General features: G+C 59.4%; 15 protein-coding genes and 3 pseudogenes. 7 read left to right on the top strand and 11 right to left on the bottom strand.

What is annotated here, in order from left to right; translation table 11 throughout:
- Positions 1–43: 43 nt before the first annotated feature.
- Positions 44–1,185, top strand: a pseudogene (locus C793_RS0102295) (IS3 family transposase).
- A 125-nt stretch (positions 1,186–1,310) separates the two neighbouring features.
- Positions 1,311–1,640 (top strand): thioredoxin, encoded by a 330-nt coding sequence (gene trxA / locus C793_RS0102290; protein ID WP_017429333.1) that lies wholly within the window; start codon positions 1,311–1,313, stop codon positions 1,638–1,640.
- 64 nt (positions 1,641–1,704) lie between these two features.
- Here the strand turns inward: trxA and C793_RS0102285 are convergent, their stop codons facing one another.
- Positions 1,705–2,316, bottom strand: a complete 612-nt coding sequence (locus C793_RS0102285; protein WP_017429332.1) for a TetR/AcrR family transcriptional regulator — start codon at positions 2,314–2,316, stop codon at positions 1,705–1,707.
- Positions 2,317–2,446: 130 nt separating this feature from the next.
- On the opposite strand from C793_RS0102285, the gene C793_RS0102280 reads away from it, so the two are divergent.
- Positions 2,447–3,136 (top strand): haloacid dehalogenase type II, encoded by a 690-nt coding sequence (locus tag C793_RS0102280; protein WP_017429331.1) that lies wholly within the window; start codon positions 2,447–2,449, stop codon positions 3,134–3,136.
- A 127-nt stretch (positions 3,137–3,263) separates the two neighbouring features.
- Here the strand turns inward: C793_RS0102280 and C793_RS0102275 are convergent, their stop codons facing one another.
- Positions 3,264–3,767: a lactoylglutathione lyase family protein gene (locus C793_RS0102275; protein WP_017429330.1), complete on the bottom strand. Its 504-nt coding sequence runs from the start codon at positions 3,765–3,767 to the stop codon at positions 3,264–3,266.
- Between the two features lie 108 nt (positions 3,768–3,875).
- Here C793_RS0102275 and C793_RS13395 point away from each other — a divergent pair, with 108 nt between their 5' ends.
- On the top strand, positions 3,876–4,754 hold the full coding sequence (locus tag C793_RS13395) for a LysR family transcriptional regulator (RefSeq protein WP_017429329.1): 879 nt from the start codon (positions 3,876–3,878) through the stop codon (positions 4,752–4,754).
- Here the strand turns inward: C793_RS13395 and C793_RS0102265 are convergent.
- From C793_RS0102265 to fhuF, 9 genes and pseudogenes are all read right to left on the bottom strand, one after another.
- Positions 4,751–6,061 (bottom strand): arsenic transporter, encoded by a 1,311-nt coding sequence (locus C793_RS0102265; protein ID WP_017429328.1) that lies wholly within the window; start codon positions 6,059–6,061, stop codon positions 4,751–4,753. The genes C793_RS13395 and C793_RS0102265 overlap by 4 nt on opposite strands.
- 27 nt (positions 6,062–6,088) lie before the next feature.
- Complete coding sequence (arsH, locus tag C793_RS0102260; RefSeq protein ID WP_017429327.1) at positions 6,089–6,805, bottom strand: arsenical resistance protein ArsH; 717 nt, start codon at positions 6,803–6,805, stop codon at positions 6,089–6,091.
- Positions 6,802–7,158 (bottom strand): ArsR/SmtB family transcription factor, encoded by a 357-nt coding sequence (locus C793_RS13390; protein WP_017429326.1) that lies wholly within the window; start codon positions 7,156–7,158, stop codon positions 6,802–6,804. The genes arsH and C793_RS13390 overlap by 4 nt, the downstream gene beginning before the upstream one ends.
- 96 nt (positions 7,159–7,254) lie before the next feature.
- Positions 7,255–9,243, bottom strand: coding sequence for a Fe(3+)-hydroxamate ABC transporter permease FhuB (gene fhuB / locus C793_RS0102250; RefSeq protein ID WP_017429325.1), 1,989 nt, complete (start codon positions 9,241–9,243; stop codon positions 7,255–7,257).
- Positions 9,244–9,310: 67 nt separating this feature from the next.
- Complete coding sequence (locus C793_RS0102245) at positions 9,311–10,222, bottom strand: ABC transporter substrate-binding protein (RefSeq protein ID WP_017429324.1); 912 nt, start codon at positions 10,220–10,222, stop codon at positions 9,311–9,313.
- A gap of 282 nt (positions 10,223–10,504) precedes the next feature.
- Positions 10,505–11,011 (bottom strand): annotated as a pseudogene (locus tag C793_RS0102240) (ABC transporter ATP-binding protein); the annotation flags it as partial.
- Positions 11,012–11,129: 118 nt separating this feature from the next.
- Complete coding sequence (locus C793_RS0102235) at positions 11,130–13,250, bottom strand: TonB-dependent siderophore receptor (RefSeq protein WP_503658102.1); 2,121 nt, start codon at positions 13,248–13,250, stop codon at positions 11,130–11,132.
- Positions 13,251–13,441: 191 nt separating this feature from the next.
- Positions 13,442–14,383, bottom strand: coding sequence for a helix-turn-helix transcriptional regulator (locus tag C793_RS0102230; protein WP_017429321.1), 942 nt, complete (start codon positions 14,381–14,383; stop codon positions 13,442–13,444).
- A complete protein-coding gene (fhuF, locus tag C793_RS0102225; RefSeq protein WP_017429320.1) occupies positions 14,367–15,128 on the bottom strand; it encodes a siderophore-iron reductase FhuF in 762 nt (253 codons plus the stop codon). Before fhuF ends, C793_RS0102230 begins: the two co-directional genes overlap by 17 nt.
- Positions 15,129–15,503: 375 nt before the next feature.
- Here fhuF and C793_RS0102220 point away from each other — a divergent pair, with 375 nt between their 5' ends.
- The 3 genes and pseudogenes from C793_RS0102220 to C793_RS13385 form a co-directional block, all read left to right on the top strand.
- Positions 15,504–17,171 (top strand): multidrug ABC transporter permease/ATP-binding protein, encoded by a 1,668-nt coding sequence (locus tag C793_RS0102220; protein ID WP_026106057.1) that lies wholly within the window; start codon positions 15,504–15,506, stop codon positions 17,169–17,171.
- A 224-nt stretch (positions 17,172–17,395) separates the two neighbouring features.
- Positions 17,396–19,501, top strand: a complete 2,106-nt coding sequence (locus tag C793_RS0102215) for a TonB-dependent siderophore receptor (RefSeq protein WP_169330545.1) — start codon at positions 17,396–17,398, stop codon at positions 19,499–19,501.
- Positions 19,502–19,701: 200 nt separating this feature from the next.
- A pseudogene (locus C793_RS13385) lies at positions 19,702–20,687 on the top strand (IS481 family transposase); the annotation flags it as partial.

The following is a 20,687-nucleotide window of genomic DNA, read 5'->3' as shown; positions in this document are numbered from 1 at the left end:
GGACACCCCGATAAGCCTCATAATGGAGGCAATGGAGGTGTTCATGACCAAGAAGACTCGACGTCGGTTTTCCGATGAATTCAAAGCGGATGCGGTGAGCCTGGTGATCGATCAGGGGTACTCCGTATCCGAGGCTGCCCGGCGACTGGGCGTGGAGCGCAGCGTGCTGGACCGCTGGTGCCGCAAGCACCGTCAGCTGGCTTCCAGCACTCCGGGGCGGCAGGAGGTTGATCGCGACGCCGAGATCAAGAAGCTCCGCGAAGAAGTTCGTAAGCTTCAGATTGAAAAGGATATTTTAAAAAAGGCGGCGGCCTTCTTCGCCAAAGAGTCGAGCTGAGATATCAGTTCATCGAGTCGGAGAAGGCCACCTATCCCGTAGCCGTGCTGTGCCGAGTCATGCGGGTCAGCCGGAGTGGCTTCTATGCCTGGCGACGGCGTGGCCCTGATGACCATCGTCAGGCCCTACTCCGCGAGGTCAGAGAGATCCATTGCCGGAAGCGCGGCAGCTACGGCAGCCGCCGCATGGCCATAGAGCTGCGACGCCGCGGCCACGACGTCGGCCGGTACCAGGCCCGTAGCCTGATGCGAGAAGCCGACGTAGCGGCACGGCAGCGGCGCCGCTGGCGTCATACAACCGACAGGGAGCACAGCCTCCCGGTGGCGCCCAATCTGCTGAACCGCCAGTTCATGGTGGCGGAGCCGAACCAGACCTGGGTGGCCGACATCACCGCGATCTGGACGCTGGAAGGATGGCTTTATTTGGCGGCGGTGCTCGACCTCCACGACCGGCAGCTCGTGGGCTGGGCGATGGCTGACCACATGCGCACGTCGCTGGTGCTGGACGCCCTGGAGATGGCCGTAGGGCGCCGGCAGCCTGATAGCGGGTTGATCCATCACAGCGACCGCGGCAGTCAGTATGCGTCTCGTGACTACCGCTCCACGCTGGATCGGCACGGGTTCCAGGCCTCGATGAGCCGCAAGGGGAACTGCTGGGACAATGCCGTCATGGAGCGCTTCTTCGGCTCACTGAAAAGCGAGTGGCTGGCTGGCCAGCGATACTGGAGCCGACAGGCAGCACGGCGGGATGTGATCGAATATATCGAGATGGAGTACAACAGCTGCCGGCTCCACTCGACCCTGGGCTACCAGACGCCGAGGGAGATTGAATTGGCAGCTATCGCTTGAAAATGTGTCCGCTCTGACTTGACCAGAACATGAGTAACTACACCAACCATATTGCCGATACGCCGATCGACAAACCCTTCCAGAAATTTGCGTGGCACAAGGTAAACTGAAAAAAGGTAAGCGACATGAACAGTCTGACAGCGGTCGATGAAAGCAACTATGCCGATGAAGTAGTGGAAAGCCACCAACCGGTGCTGATCAAGTTCTGGGCGCCGTGGTGTGGTCCCTGCAAAATGCTCGACCCGGTCGTCGAAACCATCGCTGGGGAACGAGGAAAAGCCCTCAAGGTGGTGACGCTTAACGTTGACGAGGCACCAAGCCTTGCGGCGCAAAACGGCGTACGCGGTTTGCCAACGGTGGCCCTGTTCAAGGGGGGAGAGAAGCTCGACGCACTGAGCGGCGTGCAGCCCAAGGAGCGATTCGACGCGCTTCTGGACGGGTATATCCCACGCTAAGGCGCTTGGGTAGCGATCATTAAATAGCCCGGTGAAGGCGTCAGATAACCTCACCGGGCGACACTCAAAGCGGACAGCTGGCAGAGTCGCGCAGCGCTTCCAGAGAGGAGGCCATATCTTCGGCCAGCGCATGTACGGCCGCACTATGGATATCGCGCTGAGCGAAGGAGCGAAGCCCCATCACCTCGGCCTGGAGTCGCCGGCCAAGCCGGGTGGGATCAAGCCGTGAGTCAAGTTCACCGAGCTGCTGTGCCTGCGTAAAACCGTCAATAAAGCGCTTTTCCATAGCGGCGAGCAGCGCCTCAACGTTGTCTCGGGCGGCCTGCTCGCGTTCGCCAAGCTCCAGCAGGCTTTTGACCAGCATACAGGCGCGGCTGGGTATGGCCTGATCGCAAAGCCCACCAAGCTGGCGCAAATAAGCCGCCAGCCCGACTAACGGCGATTCATGAGCGGCCAGAATACGCTCAAGCTCCGCCAGTGCCAGACGTGCATAGCGCTCCAGTGCTTCCTGAAACAGCTGCCCCTTGCTACCAAAAGTGGCGTAGATACTTCCGGGACGCATATCCAACGCGTGTTCAAGATCTTTCAAGGAAGTGGCATGAAATCCCTTGCGCCAAAATAGCTGTAAGGCACGCTCCAGGGAGTCTTGCCGGTTATGGAGTGTGGCGCGGGACATAGTGTCGTTCCATGGTTCAGCTTGTTCGACAAAGTTGAGTAATTGCTCAATATTATCTTTCTACGCCCACGCGCGTCCAGCTGCCGCCACTTGATCTTGCCAAGCGTTGGTGGAAACAAAAGGAGACATTATGACCCAGACGACGGATTCTACCGTTCTTGTTTTTGACGTTAACGAAACGCTGCTGGATATCACGCATCTGGAGCCCTTTTTTGCCCGCGTTTTTGGCGACCGCGCCGTGCTGCGCGAATGGTTTGCGCAGCTGGTGCTTTATTCGCAAACCATGACGCTTTCAGGCCTCTACACGCCTTTTGGCGACATTGGCGCGGGGGCGTTGCAGATGCTGGCGGAGATTCATCAGGTCAGCGTGACGCCGGCCGATATCGCCGAACACAAGGCGCTATTGGCTGCGCTGCCGGCCTATCCGGACGTGGCGCCGGCGCTCGCTCGGCTAAACGCTGCCGGCTTTCGGCTGGTCACGCTGACCAATTCGGCTGCGAGAGCGTCGCCTACGCCGCTGGAAAACGCGGGGCTTCAGCGGTTTTTCGAGCGGTCGTTCAGTATCGAGGCGGTAAAGCAGTTTAAGCCGGCCCCTGATACTTATCGTTTGGTGGCCCGTGAGCTGTCGGTAGAGACGTCTGATCTGTGCCTGGTTGCCTGCCACGTATGGGATACCATCGGCGCCCAGGCGGCCGGCTGTCGCAGCGCTTTTCTAAAGCGTCCCCACAACGCTATTTTGCCGGCATTGAGCGTCCCTCAACCGGATATAGTCGTGCCGGATATGCACGCTCTTGCTGACCGACTTATTTTAGGTGTGTGATCCGCTTCTATGTCATTTAGAACAATGCTCTATGATTGTATTAGCCCACTCGAAAAATGGTATGCGAGCGGGCTACATGTCATTGATAGCGTACGATCAGAGCGTTTCTGGAAAGGCATCGACACGCTTAATTTTGATAGGCACCGGCAGCATAGGTCAGTTCATAGCTATGGCTGTAGATCTCGATGACGTTGCCAAAGGGATCTTCCATATAGACCATGCGGAACGGCTTCTCACCCGGGTAGTACTCGCGCACCGGCATGCGCTGCTTGCCGCCGGCCGCCACAATGCGTGCCGCCAACCCTTCGACGTCCGGATCCTGAACACAAAAATGAAAAATACCGGTTTTCCAATACTCAAAGTTGTTGTCAGGCTGCTCCTGGTGCTGGAACTCAAAAAGCTCTACGCCGATTCGATCACCCGTTGACATATGAGCGATACGAAATGACTCCCAGCCGGGACCAAAAACGTCGCTGCACATAACGCCAATGGCTGAATCATCCTCAACGATAGTGGTTGGCTCCATAATGACGTACCAGCCCAATACCTGGGTATAGAAGTCGATGGCTGCTTGAACGTCGGGCACGGAAATGCCGATATGGGAAAACGTGCGGGGGTAAACCTGAGGCATAAAAGCTCCTGTTGGCAAGGGAGGTGAATCAGCTAACGAATGCCATTTTATGCGGCCTTTGCTATAAGGTGAATCGACATGTCGTTATGATAATGATAAGTTTTCGTTATGATTAATCCTCAGTGGCTCCGTACTTTTACCACCCTGGTTGAGCTGGGTAACTTCACGCGTACCGCCGAACGGCTGGACTTGACTCAGGCAGCGGTCAGTCAGCACATCAAGCGTCTGGAAGGGGAAGTGGGGGCGTTGTTTATCCGCCATCCGCGCCGGCTGGAACTCACGCCATCGGGTCATGCGCTATGCGAGTACAGTCGCGAGGTGGGCGTAGCGAATCACCGTTTGCACCAACGGCTGACGGACGACGATGGCCAGCAAGGAGAAGTCAGCCTAATCACGCCGGGAAGCATTGGGTTAGCGCTATACCCTCACCTGCTGGAAATACAGCGCACGACGCCTGGACTATCCATTTACCATCGCTTCGCCCCGACTCAGGAGATAGTGGCGGGCGTTCTCGAAAATCGTTTTGAGCTGGGGATCGTGACGCTGCCGCAGGATGATCCACGTTTGGCCGTATCGGTCTTTGCGCGTGAGGCGCTGGAGCTTGTGGTGCCGGCCCATGCCAAGGCTGATGAGTGGGCCGATCTTGCACGGCTGGGTTTTATCGATCATCCCGACGGTCATGAGATGGCCACGCGCTTGCTAAGCCGTCGTTTTCCCGGCTTTTCCGGCGTGTGCAGTCTGCCGAATCACGGCTTTACCAATCAAGTTGGCTTGATTCTTGAACCGGTGGCGCTGGGGCTAGGGTTTACCGTGCTGCCCCGATTCGCGCGTCAGGCATTTTCTCGCCCTGAGGCGATACGCGTTGTCACCGGCGAACCGGCCGTCGTGGATACGTTATGGTTGCTGCATCGCGCCGAGTGGCCGCTTTCGGCGAGAGCAGAGCGTATGCTCAATGCCATCAAGCCGGTGCTAGGCAGTGCACATTAGCCGAGCGGCAGCATGGGCAGCCAGAGCGCCAGGGCGACCAGCGCAGCCAGCAACACGGGTGGGGTGATAACCAGACCAACCTTCATGTACTGCCCCCAGCCGATGCGGTAGCCCTTGCCGGCCAGCACGTGTAGCCATAGCAGGGTGGCGAGGCTGCCAATAGGCGTAAACTTGGGCCCCAAGTCGTTACCGATAACGTTGGCATAGAGCATCAGCTGCTGGGTCGTCGCTGACACCTGGGCCTGGTCGATCGCCAGGGCACCCACCAGGGTTGAGGGCATGTTGTTCATCAGCGACGCCAGAATTGCCGAGGCGAAACCGGTGCCCAGGGTGGCCACGAAGGTGCCTTGGTGGCCCAGCCACTCCAGTACCCGGGCGGCCTCGGCGGTGAGCCAGGCGTTGCCCAGGCCGTAGACCACCAGATACATGCCCAGCGAGAACAGCACGATCTGCCAGGGGGCGTTGCCAATGACCTTCTTCAGCGAGATGACGTGCACGTGGCTCGAGCTGAACCAGCGCCCGGCAATCGCCATCAGCACCAGCGCCGCTATCCCCATGATGGCGGCGAAGGGAATCGGCCAGCGGGTGGTTAAAAACAGCGCGACCAGCAGCACGGCAAGTAGCGGGAAAGCGGCGCGGAAAACCTGACGGTCGCGGATCGCCGTGGCGGGTGCCTCGAGTCGTTCAACCTCGTAGCGGGCGGGAATGTCACGGCGGAAGTAGAGGCCCAGCACCACCAGCGTGGCGAGAAGCGATACCAGATCGACCGGCAGCATCACTTGGGCATAGCGGCTGAAGCCGATGTCGAAGTAGTTGGCGCTGACAATATTGACCAGGTTCGAGATGACCAGCGGCAGGCTGGTTGAGTCGGCGACGAAGCCGGTGGCGATGATGAAGGCCAGAGCGGCTTCAGGGCGGAAATCGAGCCGCGCCAGAATAGCGACGACGATGGGCGTCAGCAGCAGAGCGGCACCGTCGTTGGCGAATAGCGCGGCGATCATCGCGCCGAGCAGCACGATCAGCGGGAACAGCAGGCGGCCCCGGCCGTTGCCCCAGCGGGCGATGTGCAGGGCGGCCCAGGCGAAGAAGCCCGCCTCGTCGAGAATCAGCGAGATGATAATCAGCGCCACGAAGGTAAAGGTGGCATCCCAGACGATCTGCCAGACGATGCCCACATCACCCCAGCCGACCACGCCGGTGGCCAGTGCCACCGCGGCCCCGCCCAGCGCGCTCCAGCCGATGCCCAGCCCTCTGGGCTGCCAGATCACCAGCACCAGGGTGATAACAAAGATGGCGAACGCCAGCATGCAGGGCTCCTTTTCCGGTGGGTGGTCTCAGTGCGTTGACTGGTTGACGCGCCGAGACACGGCCTCGGCGCTCTCGACCCGCTCCGAATAGCGATCGGTCAGGTAGGCCGACCGCCCTCGGGTCATCCAGGTGAACTTCACCAGCTCCTCGCAGATGTCGACCACGCGCTGGTAAAGCGGTGACAGGAGCATGCGCCCGGCCTCGTCGAACTCGTTGAAGGCTCTGGGCACGGAGGACTGGTTGGGGATGGTCAGCATGCGCATCCAGCGGCCGAGCAGGCGCAGCTGGTTGACGGTATTGAAGCTCTGGCTGCCGCCGGAGACCTCCATCACCGCCAGGGTCTTGCCCTGGGTCGGTCTCACGCCGCCCAGCGCCAGAGGGATCCAGTCGATCTGGGCCTTCATGATGCCGGTCATGGCGCCGTGACGTTCGGGGCTGACCCACAGCATACCCTCGCTCCACTCGGCCAGCTCGCGCAGTTCCTGCACCCTGGGGTGATCGCTGTCGGCATCGTCGGGCAGCGGCAGGCCGGCGGGATTGAAGGTGCGCACTTCGCAGCCGTACCAGCGCAGCAGGCGGGAAGCCTCCTCGGACAGCAGGCGCGAATAGGAGCGCTCGCGCAGCGAGCCGTAGAGCACCAGGATACGCGGGGCATGACGCGGCTCGTCCGGGCCCACCAGAGCGTTGATATCGATGGCATTCAGTTGCTCCGGATCGATGTTGGGGAGTGGGTCGTGCGTCATGAAACGGTTTCCTTCGACGGTGGGCAGCAGGGCTTCAGGTCTTCGAGCAGCGGCTCGCAGAGCTCGGGGCGCCCGGCACAGCAGTCGCGCACCAGGAAGCCGAGCGTTTCGCGCATGTGGTTGAGGCTGACTCGGTAAATAATCGAGCGGCTCTGGCGGCGCGAAACGACTAACCCCGCGCGAGACAGCACGCCCAGATGAGTTGACATGGTGTTATGCGGCACGTCCAGCAGGCGTGCGATCTCACCGGCCGGAAGGCCTTCCGGCTCGTGGCGCACCAGTACGCGGAAGGTGTTTAGGCGGGTCGCCTGGGAAAGCGCCGCGAAGGCTTCGAGAGCTTTATTCGTGTCCATATGTCGAGAATTACAGAAATATAAAGAAAGCACAAGAGACTACATAATACAGGGCCTTGCCCGTCAGCACTTTTCCGCCTCTTTTTGTTGATGATCTTAAAGCTTCCTCAGCCCCCACATAAAATAGCTACCGCCGATCAGTGAGGCAACCAGGCCGGCCGGAATTTCCTGGGGAAACAGCAGCTGGCGCCCGAGCCAGTCAGCCACGACCATCAACAGGGCGCCGAGCAGAGCCGCGCCTGCCATGTGGCTGCGAGCCCGCGAGAAACCAAGCATGCGCGCCATGTGCGGCGCCAGTAGGCCGACAAACGACAGGGGCCCGACAATCAGCGTGGCTCCGGCGGTGAGTAGCGCTACCAAGGAAAGCAGAGCGAGCCTGGCGCTTTCCACGCGAATGCCTAGCGCTCGCGCGGCCGCTGCGCCAAGCGGGAGAATATCCAGCCAGCGCCCCAGCGGCTGTGTGGCTAGAGCCAGCAGTAAAGCAGCGATCAGCACCACCAGCGCCGAAATAGGGTCAACGTAGTAAGTAGAGCCAGATAACCACGCTACCACCTGCTGACCTCGTGGGTCGCCGCCGGCGAGCGTGATGGAGCGTACCGCATCAAACAGCGCAGTAATGGCGACGCCACATAGCAATAGTCGTTCTGGCTGAAATCCACTGGAGTGATTAAGTGCCAACAGTACGCCAAGGGTGATCAGAGCGCCTAGTGTTGCGCTGCCTACCAGCAGCAAATTACTGGGCCCCTGGATCAAAAATAGCGTGATGATCAGAGCAATAGCGGCCCCGCCGCTGATGCCGAGTAGCTCAGGGCTCGCCATGGGATTGGCGGTCACACGCTGAATCAGGGTGCCGGCAATCGCCAGCAGGATACCGCTTCCGGCGGCGGCCAGTAGGCGTGGCCAGCGCCACTCAAGTACCGGAGGATCGAGTGCCAGATCCCATCCATTGGGGCCTTGGCCGATAGTTAGGCCGGCGAGGGCGGCAACGGCGATCAGCACCATCAAGACGATCATCAACCGGCCCGGCAGGGGGTGACGAAAGGATTCGTTGCTGCTGGCGCTGGGCGGGCGGCGGGCGGTCATACGCAGGCGTGGAATTAGCCATAATAACAGGGGGGCACCGAGGGCAGCAGTGGTGGCGCCAGTAGGAAGCAGCGTCGGCAGCCTGCCGGCAAATCCTTGCAGCAGTAGGTCGGTTGTGGCGAGTAGCAGGGCCCCAAGGAGAACCGAGCCGATGAGTCGTGCCTTGAGACGCCGGGCCCCGACCAAGCGCACGATATTGGGTGCCGCAAGGCCGATGAAGCCGATGATGCCAACCACGCTGACCACGCAGCCGGTGAGGAATACGGCGAGGCCAAGCCCGCCCAAGCGCAGCCACTTGAGCGAAATGCCGAGGTTCTTGGCGCTGGCGTCGTCGAGCTCTAGAAGCGCCAAGGGCCGGATCAGACAGGCCGATGCGAGCCCGGCAATGGCCAGTCGCGGTGCCAGATAGGCCACTGACGACCAGTCATTCTGGGCTAATGACCCAGCGCCCCACACCAGCAGGCCCTTTAACTCTTCCTGATGGAAAAGCAGGAGCACCATGCCGAGGGCGCCAGCGTAGAGATTCACTACCAGGCCGCCGAGCACGACGACGCCCGGTGACAGCCCACGTCGCCAGCCAATACTGAAGACCAGAGCCATGGTGCTGGCACTGCCGCCCAGGGCGACCCACTCGCGACCGGCGACAAGCAGGCCGGGAGCTACAAGAGTTGCCGTCATCAGTGCTAGGTTAGCGCCGCTGGCGACGCCCAAGGTCGTGGGTGATGCCAAAGGATTGCGCAGCGTTTGTTGCATCAGCACGCCGGCAAGCCCTAAGGCGCCGCCGGCGAGCAATGCCATTGTGAGGCGCGGCCACCAGCTGTAGTGCAGCACTAAGCCATCCACTCCGACAGCGGGGGTGAACAGGCTCTTGAATGCCGTTATTAGGCCGTTCAATGGCGCAAGCGACACCACCAGCCCTAAGAGGAAGGCCGTCAGAAGTAGGCTGCCGGCCAGGATTGGCGCAGTCAATACCGATAGCGGCCGCCGCTCACTCGTTGCCATGGGCGTTCTCCGTGGTGACGTCTGGGGTGGTGTCAAACCTGCAGATGATTGGCGAGGTGCTGGACGCTCATTCTGGCGGTTTACCGTTTGCGCAGGCGCCGAGCGTTTGTGATTGAGCGTCGCTCAGTGCCGCTGTCAGTGTTTTGGCGAAACGCATCGCCGACGGTAAGCCGCCGAAACTCCAGGTTGGCGGCAGGGTGATAACGTCGTCGCGGGTTACACTGGGGATGCTTTGCCACAGACCGCTGGTTTTCAGCGCTTCGGCCACGCCCGCGGGGTAGGGCTCGATGATGACCAGGCGTGCTTGCTCGAGGCTGATTAGGCGCTCAAGGCCCGCCAGGCTGAAACCCCAGGCGTTAGTCGGCTCTTTCCAGATATTAGTCAGGCCAAGCTGATTGATGACAGCGTCGAACAGGCTGTTGGCACCGAATACACGGACATGGCGAGCATCCATGAACTGGACGATCATCAACGGCCGGGGTGCTGCCGGCTGGCGTGAGGCCAGGCAATCGATCTCAGCTCTGGAGGATGCAACCAGCCGTTCCGCGGCTTTTTCGTGATCGCTTAGCTCCCCCAGCTTGCGTGTCAGCGCCTCAAGCTCTGGCCACACCGGTTTGTCGGGGGTATAGATCGAAAGCGTTTCCACCGGCGCTATGGTGGAGAGGCGCGGTGCGAGATTGGCGAACATCGGCGAAATCAGGATGCGATCGGGAGCGAGGTTCGCCAGCAGTTCGAGGTTGGGTTGGGTGCGCAGGCCTATGTCGGTGACCGACATAGGCGTTGATTGACCCACCCAGCTTGCATAGTCGTCGGTCTGAGCCAGCGCTATCGGCGGCGCGTCTAACGCGATGAGAGTCTCGGCCAGGGTCCAGTCGAGGCTGGCGATCCGGGGACCGGCAAAGGCCGGGGACGCCAGCGCTATGACCAAAGCCAGCGTTAGGGGCAGAGTTATAAAGGCGTGATAGTAGCGATAAATCATGGTGTTGACAGAGAGGGGGCGTTAGTGCACAAGGGCAACGGCATGCTCCCCGCTAGGGTGGGGCATGACCTGCATGGGGATACCGTAGATCTTTTCCAGCAGGTCACTATGCATCAACTGTGCCGGTGAGCCTTCGGCAATGACCCGGCCGGTATGCAGGGCGACCAGATGATCGCAGTAGCGCGAAGCCATATTGATGTCGTGCAGCACGATAACAACGCCCAGTTCCAGCTCCCGGGATAGGGTCTGCACCAGCGACATGACTTCAACCTGATGGGCAACATCCAGGGCCGCCAAGGGTTCGTCGAGCAGCAGCAGGCGACTGCCCTGTGCAAGCAGCATGGCTAGCCACACCCGCGTGCGTTCACCACCGGAAAGGGTGTCCACCAAGCGATCAGCGAAAGACCCGGTATGAGTTAACGCCATGGCACGGTTTATGCGCTCAATATCGTCGCGGCGGGAGCGACCAAGCAAGCCTTTCCATGGATAGCGGCCAAAGGCAATCAGCTCGCGACAGGTCAAGCTTTCGGCACTGGGCAGATGCTGAGGCAGGTAGGCGACTTCCCTGGCGAAGGCACGCTGGCCCCAGGTAGACAGCTCGCGGCCAGCGAAGTGTATGGCACCACGGGTAGCCTGCTGCTGTTGGGCAAGCAGCTTGAGTAGAGTGGATTTGCCTGAGCCATTGTGGCCGATTAGGCCATGGATACGTCCCGTCTTGAAGCTCAACGTTGTAGGGTGTAGCAGGCGTTTACCCTGGATTTCAAAGCTTGCGGCGTGAACGTCGAGCATCATGGTCTCCGCATCATCTCCCGCGCGAGAGATGATGCTGTAGGAGGAGTTGAAAAACACGAAAAGGTAATGGTTATCAATTCCAGCGGAAATGTCAATACGCCATTCTTTTCGGCCGCTAGAAACGATAGCTCAGAGTGGCATTGACGTTACGCTCGGCGCCGAAGTAGCAGAAGTCCAGCGAGTTGCATGACGCCACGTACTCCTTGTCCAGCAGATTGTTGACGTTGAGGCGGGCGGACATGCCCTCAAGGCCAACCTGGCTGAAGTCGTAGCCCAGGGTCGCATCGACCAGCGTATAGTCCGGCACCATCTCGGTATTGGCGCGGTCGGCCTGAATATCGGCGTGATAGCGTACGCCAAGTCCAGTGTTAAGGCCGGTAAGCGGCCCCTTCATGAAATCGTAGTAGCCCCACACGGAAGCGCTGTGTTTCGGCGCGTAGATAGCGCTGTTGCCCTCGTTGCCATCGTCACTCTCTGAGTAGGTAATATCAGTGTAGGTATAGCCCGCCTGCAGGCGTAGCGCTTCGGTCAGCTGAGTGTTCGCCTCGAGCTCGATGCCCCGGGATTCGATCTCGCCCACGGCGCGGTAGGGGTCGGTAGGTTGCTCCTTGGTTGCTACATTCTTCTGGTTGATATGAAACAGCGTGACCGAATATTGGTCCTGGGTGCCGTTGGGTTCAAACTTGAGCCCGGTCTCGACCTGTTCACCTTCTGTCGGCTCGAGCAGATTGCCCGCGGCGTCGACGAAGCTCGTTGGAGTGAACGAGGTGGAGTAGCTCACGTAGGGAGAGATGCCGTTATCGAAGGCGTACAGCAAGCCTGCGCGGCCGCTGAGCTGGGTGTCGTCCAGTTTGCTTACGGCACCGGTATCGCGATTCTCGTTTTCGATGTTGACCCAGTCGTAGCGCCCGCCGAGCGCCAGGTGCCAGCGGTCCCAGCTCAGCTGGTCTTGCAGGTAGACGCCGGTCTGCTCGAGCTTGTGCTGCTCACGGGTGGTGACGGCGATGTCGCCGATGGGATCGGCACCGTAGCTCGGGTTGAAGGCATCAATGGCAGGAAAAGTGCCGGAGATCCAGACCACGTCATTGTCGCGGGTCTGGTAGTCGAGGCCGGTGAGCACACGATGTTCGATGGGGCCGGTGGCAACGCTGGCCTCAAACTGGTTGTCGACGGTCCAAGCCTTGAGCGATTCGTCGCCGCCGGAGTAGTAGCGGTTGAGCTCAGTGTCGCTGGCCCAGCCGAAGGCGTAGACTTGGTTGAGCTCCACGTCAGACTTCAGGTAGCGCACCTTCTGACGAGCACTGATGTCGTCGCTGAAGCGGTGCTCGATATCGTAGCCAACCAGGACCTGGTCGCTCTCGAATTTGTCGTAGTCGTCTTCGCCTTCGAAAAACTCATTGTCGATATGAGGCCCGAAACGGCTGTCCACTGCGCCTTCATAGGGGAGGCCGGAGTGATAGCCACCCTCCGGCTCTCTGGACAGATAGGCCGACAGATTCAGAGTCGTGGCATCGGTAATGTCCCAGGTCAACGACGGTGCAATGGCATAGCTCTCTTCTTCGACCGGCCCGAACTGGGTGTCTGCGCCCTGGGCAACACCGGTGAGGCGAAAGGCAGCGCGCTGTTGGTCATCGATGCTGCTGGTGATATCAAAAGCAGCGCGTTTTTGGTTATTGTCGCCGAATCCGATCTGCACCTCGCCGGTGGGTGTGGCGGTGAACTCTGGGCGTTTGCTACTCAGTGCTACCAGACCGCCGGGGGAGGCTCGGCCATAGAGGACCGACGCCGGCCCCTTGACCACTTCGATAGACTCAAGCATGTACGGATTGATACTCAGCGAGCTGTAGGAGTTGGTATCTCCCATCAGTTTCAGGCCATCGAGAAAGGTGTTGCTCAGGCTGCCATCGGAAAACCCGCGCAGCACGATGTAATCGTAGCGGTTCGAGGCACCGACTTGGTTGGTATAGACGCCGGGAGAGTAGTCGAGTGCGCGCTGAACGGTCTGGGCGCCGCGCTGCTCAATGTCCTCGGCGGTGACGGTGGACGTCGCCTGCGGCGTTTCGCGAAACGGTGTCTCGGTTTTGGTCGCAGCCTGGCCAGTCACGGTCATGGGAGTGAGCGCTGAGGCGTCAGCCGCAGAGCCGCTGCTATTGGCGGTGGCCGCATCAAACGCGGTGTCTTGCGCCAACGCTGCCGAAGAGAGGCTGGCCGCCAGCAGGGCAGGTCCGACTTTCACGGAGTAAGGCAGTCGAGAGGAGAGCAATGGGCAAAAGTGCATGTCATTCACTTACCGGTCGGGGCCTCTCGCCTTGGGGCCGACGGATTGAGGCCGAGATTGAACTTTATTGGTAATGCAAATTATTACATTTCGAGGGCCATTTGCGGCTATGCGCAATGACGCAAGCGTTATGCGAGATGACATAAGCGTCAGGCCAAGGCGCTTGGCGACATGCCGAAGCGGCGGCGGAAGGCAGTGGAGAAGTTAGTAGCGTGATTGTAGCCGCCCAAGTGAGCCGCCTGTTGCACGCTATAACCCTGTTGGAGGAGTTGATAGGCAAGCTGCAGCCGACGTTCGCGCAGGTAGTCGAATAGCGACAGACCGAAGCAGCGCTGGAACTTGGTGCGTAGGCTTGTTTGACTCATCGAGGCCTGGAGCGCGAGATCTGCCAAAGTATGAGACTCGGTGGGAGCGTTATGGAGCCGGCGTCTGACTCGTTCAAGACGTTCGCGCTCGCCGGGTGAGATGCCTGAACAGCGGATGTAGTCGCGGTGGGGCAGCCCGTGGGATAGCAGCTGCAGGCAGATCGCCTCTAGCAGCAGGCAGTGCTGGCCGGCAGACGGCTGAGGGGCAGTGACTTGCTCAAGCATTGGCGTCACATAGCCTGGCAGCGTCCACAGATGCAGGTGCGGCCTATCGGCTGCAAGCAGTGGCCCGATGGCGGGTTGCTGGCTCAGCGCCTCGATAGCGTCACCTTCCAGCGCCAGATTGAGCGTTATCAGGCGTTGGCCGGCGGCCTGGTGGACCTGTAGCGGCAACTGCTCGGCGAGACGGGCGCTCATGGCATTGCCGGCATTTAGCCGATGTCGCCGCGAGCCGATGCAGACGTCGATCGACCCCTTTAGAACGATACAGATAAATAGCGGGGCGACCAGACGCGAACAGGAGTCGTAGGGTTCAAGTACGTCGACGTCGGAAAAGGTCATCAGCCAGCCGGGGCGGGGCGTTTCTTCGAGCACGTGACCGCTAAGGATCGGGCGCGACGGCATCTGACTTGCCTGGTTCTCGCCGAGGAAATCGTTGTCGCCAAAGCGATAGAGGATGCCGTGGCGCGCGCCAAATTTTTTCAAGTCTTCAGCGTAGATCTGCACGCGGTGCGTCCCCTGAGGTGGATTGAGACCGTGTGCATTCCAGCGGGCAGTTGCCGCAGTAGGAAAATTCGGGCAGGCGGTAGCGAAGACAGCAGAGCCGCCGAGTGCGGCAGCTCTTTTCACTTTTATCGGCCAGATAACGCACCGGCATGAACAGCGGGTTGCGTCGTCCATCGGGATAGGCGCGATGCTTGATCAGGCGTAGAGGTTCTTCGGCCAAACCTGACAGGGCCATGGGGTGCTCCGCCGTAGCGTGGGAAAAGTATTCGAAGTAGTTGCCGAAATTACTCCAGAATACTTTGGGTGAAGCACCCGAGAGACCGGCTAGCTTTTCTATCAAAGGGGCAATGTGGCCCTGAAGAAGCTGCTCGAAGCGGGTAAAGGCATCAAGAGAGCCCAGCGGCTTGCCTTCGTGAAGCAGGACAAGCTGCGTGGTACGGCTTTCTTCATTGGTGATGATGGCCATTTCGTCGAGCGCCAGCGGCAGTTCCCGTGCTAGCAGCAGGTTAGCAGCCAGCGCCGGCGCTGCTACGTTGGCGAAATGCCACTTTGACCATAGCGAAGCGATAGCCTTGAGGTCGTCTCCTTCGTGTTGGAGAGCAAAACGAGCCAGTAGATCACTGAGCACGGAGGCGTCCAACAAGGATTCGCCGCAGATGGCATCACTTGGAAAGGCCTCACCGATGACCGGGGGCGTAAAGTGCTCAAGGGGACCGTAGTAGAGGTGTGAAAGGGCGAGCGTCATGGCGTATCCGAAAGCGGGCGGGAGACCACCACAGTGGTTAGGTAAAGTTTTCAGCGGGACCCTACAGATACTAAATGCGAATAGTTATTAAATTCAATAGCGATGTCTTGCATTAATTTCACCACCTCGGGTGCTGTATTTGTTGCTTGAATTCAGTCAGAGGTGGTCGTATCCGGCATCGGTGGAAAACGATCTAAGCGATCATCTGGACTCGACAGCACGCTGCTTTCAGGGGAGTAGAGGGATAGCGCCGGGCTGGCGGGGGATAGGGGCTTTGCTCGGTCTACTCCACTGAGCCACAATACGCCGCCGCCGTTCTTCAGGAACTGAGCGGCGCCTTATCTTTTATCGCCTCCAACAACGTCGGGTGCTGCCGTGGACCTTCTACGCGTCGTCTATCGCCACTATCGCTGGCCTTTTCTTGCAGTGATGGTCTTGAGCTTGGTTAGCGCAGCGCTTGGCATCGGTGCTATTGCCTTCATCAATCAGCGATTGATCGAGAGCGTGGGAAATCCAGGCCATGTGCTGCCGATGTTTCTGGGGGTGATCGTATTGCTGCTTGTGGTGACCCTGGGTGCCCAGCTGGCGCTGACTACCCTGGGTCACCACTTCGTCTACGGTTTGCGTGGGCGCTTGGTGAAGCAGGTTCTTGATACCGACATCGAGCGCCTGGAGCACCTCGGCAGCGCCGAGCTGCTGGCCAGCCTGTCCAGCGATATACGCAATATCACTATCGCCTTTGTGCGGTTGCCCGAGCTGATTCAAGGCGTCGTGCTGACCCTTGGTTCCGCGGCTTATCTGGCGTGGCTGTCGCCTAGCCTGCTCGGGGTCACGGCGGTTTGGGTAGGCGCCACCATTGCCGGTGGCTCCTGGCTGGTGGCGCGGGTTTATCGCCACCTCGCTCAGGTGCGAGAAACCGAGGACAGACTCTACGCTGATTTCGAGGCGGTGATTCATGGGCGAAAGGAGTTGGCGCTTAACCGAGCGCGTGCACAAAGCCTCTACGAGGACGACTACGACCGCGATGCGTGTCACTATCGTCATCACATTATTCGCGCTGATACCTTTCATTTGAGTGCGCTGAACTGGTCCAACATCATGATGCTTGGTGCGATTGGCGTGGTCTTCTATCTTGCCAACGGCCTCGGTTGGGCGACGACCGAGGTGGCCGCCACCTTTTCGCTGACGCTTCTATTCCTGCGCACGCCGCTGATCTCGGCTGTCGGTGCGCTGCCAACGCTGCTCAGCGCTCAGGTGGCCTTCGACAAGCTTCATAGCCTTGCTCTGACCGAGTACCGCGGGGGCTTTGCCGGCAGAGAAACCCGGGATGATGCCTGGGAGTCCCTGACGCTGAAGGGCGTCAGCTTTCGTTACGCCGCGAGCGAAGCCCGTGAAGGCTTTGCTGTTGGGCCCATTGATCTGACGCTGAAACGCGGCGAGATGGTCTTCTTGATCGGCGGAAACGGGAGTGGCAAGTCGACGCTGGCGAAGCTGCTGACGGGGCTGTATCGTCCCCAGGGTGGTGAGATTCGCCTTGACGGGTATGCGATTGGCGAGGGCGAGTGGGAGGCCTTTCGCCAGCGCTTTTCGGCCGTATTCACCGATTTTCATCCCTTTGACAGGCTTGTTGGCCCCAGCGGTGAGGCAGCTGACTCGTCTCTGGTTGATACTTGGCTTGAGCATCTTGCCATGCGCGAGAAACTTCATTTTGACGGTCAGCGGGTGACCAACCCAGCGCTATCCCAGGGGCAGCGCAAGCGTCTAGCTCTGCTGATGGCGGTGGCCGAAGAGCGCGATATTCTGTTGCTCGACGAGTGGGCCGCCGATCAGGATCCGCAGTTCCGTCGGTTCTTCTATCGCGACCTGCTGCCGCTGCTCAAGGACATGGGCAAGACGGTATTTGCGATCAGCCACGACGATCATTATTTTCACCATGCTGATCGTCTCTACGAAATGCGAGCGGGCCACTTGAGCGAACTGACCGGAGCCAGTCGTGAGCGAGTCAGTAAAGACGCCGTCGCGAGGCTGAACGAAGACCTGTGAGAGACCCGCAGCGTCCGGCTATCGGTTTCGGAGCTTTCGGCGCCTTTATGCCAATGTCAGAAATCCGCGCCCGTATGGTGAGGTAATCGTTGCCAGCAGACGACGCTGGAATACGCGTGATTGCGCCTGCAAATAAAAACGATTAGCATCCCGGAACATGTTTCACATGCGACCCGGTAAGCCGGCCATGATCTTTTCCCGCTGCCATATCAAGGCCTTTGTCGATGCAAACTTTCCCGCCATTTTCCGGGCTGTCTCCCGTAACCGTAGCGATTCGCCGTGGCATGGGGCTAACGCTCTCCTTCTCCTTGCTAGGCATCTCGCCTTTGGCCCTTGCGCAATCTGACGCCGTTGCCGACGTCAATACCGATACCATGGTTGTAACCGGCACAGCGCTCAAGGTCGATGCGCCGATATTGGAGACGCCGCGCTCCACTTCCCAGGTATCTCGCGAAGAGCTTGATAACCGCCAGGTCAATAAGTATGACGAGGTATTTCGATACCGCAGCGGCGTGCTGTCTCAGCCCTTTGGGCAGGACAACAAGGCCGACTGGTTCTACCTTCGCGGTTTCAACGCCGAGGATTCCACCTATCAGGATGGGCTGCGCCAGTTTCGCGAAGGCGGCTACTTCTGGTGGAGCACCGAACCCTTTGGTCTTGAAAGCGTCGAGTTACTCAAGGGGCCTGCCTCCATCCTGTATGGGGAAGCCCCTCCGGGCGGCGTGATCAACGCTGTCAGCAAGCGGCCTACCGAAGAGCGTCGGGGCCTGGTCGAGCTGCAGGCCGGAAGCAATGATCATAAGCAGGTGGGTATCGATGTGTCTGGCCCCGTGGCCGACCGCGATGACGCTCGCTATCGCATGGTTGGGTTATTCCGCGAAGGTGATGGCGCCATTGAGGATACTGACAACCAGCGCGTTTATCTGGCACCAAGTCTAGAGGTGGACCTTTCGGATAACACCGGCATTACCTTCCTTGCCAGCTATCTGAAAGATCACGGGACGCCGACCAACGGCTTCAAATTGCCCCATGGCACTGTGAACAATACGCCGTTTGGCAAGCTTGATCCCGAGGACAACCTGGGCGAGCCCGGCTATGAGAGGCAGGAGCACGAGCAGTGGGCGCTGGGCTATGAGCTGAGTCACAGCCTCAACGATACCTGGGACCTTGAGCAGAACCTGCGCTATAGTCATCTGGATCTGCTCGAGCGTGATGTCTATGTGTCGTATATGCTCGATGATCGCCATGCTCAGCGTGGAATGACTTACCGCGATGGTGACTACGATGCCATCACAGTGGATAGCCGCGCGATCGGCCACTGGTATACTGATCGTCTAGAGAACACCTTGCTGCTTGGCTTCGACTATCAAGACCTGGATATCAACTACGACAATTACGACGATGCTGCTTTCGGTGGTCCCTTCGATATCTTCGATCCTGACTATGGCAACTTCACACCGTCGTCACGCAGTGGCACTGAACACCAGGAGGGCAAGGAGCAGCTTGGCTTCTACGCTCAAGATCAGCTGCGTATGGATGATCGCTGGATCTTTCTCGCCGGCCTTCGTCATGACAGCGTTGACGTGACCAATCGTATTGACGGTCAGGATAATGGCGGGGGTCGCGAGGATGAGATGACCTTTTCTGGCGGTATGATGTACCTCGGCGACTACGGTGTTTCACCCTATTTAAGCTATAGTGAGTCATTCTCGCCGCAGATTGGTACCGACCCTGACGGTAATGTTTACCAGTCGAGTGAAGGTGAGCAGTGGGAGCTGGGCGTTAAGTACGCGCCGAGCTGGCTCGACGGCTATGTGACTACGTCGGTCTTTGATCTCGAAGAATCTGACACCCTCTACGTCAGCGGCGAGTCGTCGAATCGTCAAGGTGGCAAGCGTAAGTCCCGGGGCTTTGAAGTCGAGGGCGTGGGTTATGTTACCGATGAACTCAAGGTTACTGCAGCCTATACCTATACCGACGTGCGCGTTGATCTCAGCCAGGCTCAGAAAGATGTTCGCGCCGGCCTGATTCCTCGCAATCAGGCTTCACTGTGGATGGATTATGAGGCCCAGGGGTTGTTACGCGGCCTGAATATCGGTGGTGGCGTACGTTATGTGGGCGAATCTAAGGATAGCCCGCAATACTCGGATACTCAGGTAGATTCTTATACCTTGTGGGACGCTAAGGCCAGCTATGATCTTACTCCACAGTGGACCGCCCAGGTCAACGTCAACAACTTGACCGACGAGGAGTACGTCAGCGGATGTGAGTATTGGTGCTATTATGGGGAAGAGCGCAGCGTAGTTGGGAGCCTGAAGTACCGGTTCTAACCCCTGAATTCAAATAATGAGTGCAGCATCTACGGTGTTCAGCGATCCTGAATCTTCCCCAGGAAGATCTGTGCCGGTTTCCGGTAGCCGAGTCGCTTTCGAGGCTATCTGTAGGGTCCCGGATGATCAAATGAGCTATAGGAGTTATCCTCTGCTCGCAGCCAGAGAGCTTCTACAGCAATTCATTCGGGAGCAGGTTCATGGACATCAAGCTGCATAAGCAGGCCACGACGACACCGAAGATTCGTGCCGAGATCCAGGCGGCACCCTCCAGCATCACGGATAGCGAGCTGGCCCGCCAGTTTGGCGTCTCCACCGCGACCATCCGGCGTTGGCGGTACCGTGAGGATGTTTATGATCGGCCCCATACGCGTCATAACCTGCTGGCCACGCTCACGTCCGAGCAGGAGGAGGTGCTGATCGCCGCCCGCGAATTCCTGCGCCTCGGTCTGGATGACCTGCTTGTCGTGGCACGTGAGTTCTTGAACCCTCGACTGTCCCGCTCAGGCCTGCATCGCATGCTCAAGCGCCGCGAGGTGCCGACACTGGCAGAACTGGCCCGTCAGGATGCCGGAGATGATGACAAGCCCCGGCACAAGCCCTTCAAGGACTACGAGCCCGGGTACGTGCATATCGACATCAAGCACCTGCCCCAGATGCCCGACGAGGAGCAGAAGCGCTACCTGTATGTCGCCATCGACCGTGCCACACGCTGGGTCTATCTGGAGGTCAGGAGCAGCCAGTCCGCCAAGGATGCCAAGGCGTTCATGAAGCGTGTGGAGGAGAAGGCTCCCTTCACGATCCAGACGGTGCTGACTGATAACGGCAAGTCGTTCACCGATCGCTTTACGCGGGCAGGTGAGCGCAAGCCCAGCGGCCGCCACCCCTTCGACCAGCAGTGCCAGACCCATGGTATCGACCATCGCCTGATCAAGCCGGGAAGGCCGCAGACAAACGGTATGGTAGAGCGGTTCAACGGCCGCATCAGCGACGTGCTGGCGACCCGGCGCTATACCTCAGGCGAGGACCTGGAGCAAGACGCTCAAACGCTACGCTTGGCTGTACAATCACCACATCTCTCAGAAGGCGCTGCATCATCAATCACCGATCACGGCGATGAAGGAGTGGCAGGCCAAGCGACCTGAGCTATTTACCAAACGAGTTGTCAATCACACGGGACCCGACA

The organism is Vreelandella jeotgali Hwa, from assembly GCF_000334215.1.
Lineage (GTDB): Bacteria > Pseudomonadota > Gammaproteobacteria > Pseudomonadales > Halomonadaceae > Vreelandella > Vreelandella jeotgali.
Note: the sequence above shows the minus strand (reverse complement) of the source record. Positions and strands in the feature narration are given on the sequence as shown.